This window comes from Polaromonas sp. P1_G2, assembly GCF_056405515.1.
This window is the reverse complement of the sequence record NZ_JBFUBY010000396.1, coordinates 1-2,767: the sequence shown is the minus strand read 5'-3', so window position 1 is coordinate 2,767 and position 2,767 is coordinate 1. Positions and strand designations below refer to the sequence as shown.

At 53.9% G+C, this 2,767-nt stretch carries 2 protein-coding genes and 1 pseudogene; all 3 read right to left on the bottom strand.

The features are described 5' to 3' along the window. Positions 1-373: 373 nt before the first annotated feature. Positions 374-1,183, bottom strand: coding sequence for a GNAT family N-acetyltransferase (locus tag AC1D0P_RS24135; RefSeq protein ID WP_477679053.1), 810 nt, complete (start codon positions 1,181-1,183; stop codon positions 374-376). Positions 1,184-1,616: 433 nt separating this feature from the next. After that, entirely contained in the window at positions 1,617-2,135 is a 519-nt protein-coding gene (locus AC1D0P_RS24130; RefSeq protein WP_477679052.1) for an SMI1/KNR4 family protein, read from the bottom strand. 379 nt (positions 2,136-2,514) lie between these two features. Further along, positions 2,515-2,767 (bottom strand): annotated as a pseudogene (locus tag AC1D0P_RS24125) (dienelactone hydrolase); the annotation flags it as partial.

The window sequence follows — 2,767 nt, the reverse complement described above, 5'->3', positions numbered from 1 at the left end:
TGGCACGAGATTGCAGTTCGATTCTTATGGGCCGCTAGACACCGAGCCCACACCTGTGTGATCCATGATCGTGGTTCTAAGCGGGCGTCAATAGCGTCCGAGGTTCTTTGCTCTGGTGTGTCTGCGGACGGCGATTCCATCTTGACCAGCAACTACTTTCGGGTACGTAGGCGGGACATCGGCAATCGGCTGGAGTGAACTTCGCGATCTGTGCCGCTCAGGGAGCGAACTGGTAGGAGCTGACCACTTCGCTGGTGTTGACCACCGAATGTCGGTTTCGGAGAAGAATCAACTGCCCCTTTGGGCCCTAACCGGCTGTTCGCCCCTGCTCTGAAGCGGCCGTTCGTATGCTGAGATGGCGGCTAGCAAATCGCTAGCTCTGCCGTTGCCATGAATACACGGGGAAATCGTGCGTTGCCTTGAAACCTAGCGCTTGCGCAAGGCGCATGGACGACAAGTTGCTCTCGTAGCAATCCCAGGTCGGATGCACGCCGCGTTGGACGCATTCGTCTATGAAGGTGGATGCGACGGCCCTTGCCAGTCCAAGGCCCCTGAACTTTTCAACCGTCAGTATGTCGATGGCGTGGCAGCCGTGGGACACGAAGACCGAGTAGCAAAGGCTAACGACCCCTTCGTCTGTCGATGCGCAAATTCCAACACCGCGCTCCTCGAAGTCGATTGGAGATTTCCAAGTGCCACCTATCCAAGGGTACACAGTGGCCTCGACCTTTCGCATCATGGCCGCATCCATAGGGGTCACGCGTATGCCAGTGGGAAGAAGCGGTTCGGAGCGAAGCGCCTCAAAGCTGTCCTTGTCAAGCTGAAAGGCAACCCGCTGGACTCTTTGCGTTGAAGCGGTCATGGCTGCATCTAGGATCGGCAGCCAACCATCGTGACTCGGGTAGAGGATGAAGAAATCTTGGTGCGGATAGTCGTAGAGCCATCGAAGGCAGGTTCTTGCAAAATCAGGATTCGGGACCGAGCCTGCGAGTACGCAAAAACCATTGTCGTAGACGAAGGCCGTTCGGAAGTCATCCTGAGCTCTGACGAACACCTTTCCCCGCGCATTACCCGCGAGGACCGTACCCGCGACCTCTGCACCGACATGCTCCGGCCTAAAAAGATGGGTCAGAGAGGCATAGCTTTCCGCTGCTAGTTCAAACATATCGCTTTCAACGGTCATGAATCGACATCGAGAGGTTGCCTCTCACGCTTGATTGGGAGCCACGACCGTAGGTCTGCTCATGGCCGATAGTACCAATTCGGCTAAGGCTCGCAATTGACGTCACCCTGCAGGGGCGGTTCGATGTTTCAGTGGTCAGCACCAGAATCTTGCATATTGCTGGTCACCAATTCCCGGCACAGATGGTCAAGTAGACCGGAATACGCACCCCGTCACTGGCAATCCTATTCCTGCGTTGAAAATGTCTATCGGCGTGGAGAAGGCGCCCTCCGCGCCCGGTCCGAAATAATGCCGGCGACTACCGTCGTAGGTATAAGAAGAGGAACAGAGCCGGAGCTCCGTCCCTGCGACTAAACCAGCAGCAGAAGTATCAAGACAATCACCTCGGTCGGAAGCCGTGACGACACCTGAAACGATAAACACACTCTCGTTCCTATTTCCCCTCAATTAAAGCTCGATACTCGCTCCGGTTGTAGTCCATCAACGAGAGAAACCACTCGCTAAAGCTCGGAAACGTATCGATCACTTGCCCAGCAAACCAAAGAACTGTGCCAGGTGAGTGAGATCGCGATGTCGATATTGCGAAGACATCTGTATTGAACCTAGAGACTGCAATAGGAAGCAATTCATCTCTACTGAATCCACAAAGATCACTCAAACTCTCCAAGCTCTTCAATAGCTCCTCAGCTCGCTGACACCGAGGCCCTTCCAACAAGTCTGACGTGCCAAACACATCGACTGATTGAAAGAACCAGTCCCATCCATTTGCGTATAAAAGAAATGCACGATGCTCGGCATCGAGGGAGAATCCGAGGCGGGCCTCAATATCGCCAATTTCTTGCTCAGTTGCTGCAACGCCCGGGAAGGCGTGATCCCATACATGCTCGACATCCGCGTCGGCTACTTTTCGCTTTACGAGAACGGCAATAGCGATTTCWTTCACCCAATCCATTACAGATCCCTTTCATATATAAAACGTGTTGGCTTGTAGCAGAGACTGCTTCAAGTAGATTGCGCGAGTGGCTGCTTTTGGCCGAAAGCGGGCGTTGGCTATTAGACTTGATTCTCTGCCCTCCTCCGAATTACTCATCGGATGAATCGCTCGGGCATAAAAAAACCCTCCAATTAGGGGAGGGTTTGCTTAACATCACAAAAAGATCGTGGTGTTTTAAAGATGGGTTTTATGAAACAGAGTTTTCATACGAGCCCGAAATATACATCGTGGAATATTTCGTCATGTCCGCTTTGGGCCCATACCCGACTTTGCATTTGCGCGAAAGCGGTCATCCGATGTGATTGCGCTCACCGGTCAATTCTGCGCGCGCGGGCCACTATTCCGCTTGACTTCTTCGGTTGCCGATGCGCCCCAGAAAACCATCTACGACCGGCGCCCACAGGCCTGCCAGGGAAACGATGTGATGGCCGTCCTGCCCCGACAAAGTTTCGAGCACATGAAACTGCCCTTGACCGCCAGCGGCTTCGAAGGCGTGAAAGTTCCTGCGGCTGTGAGCAACGCTATAGAAGGGGTCGTTTTCAGCGTAGAGCCATGCGGTAGGTCCGGGAAATGTTGCTCCCCTCCTGGCG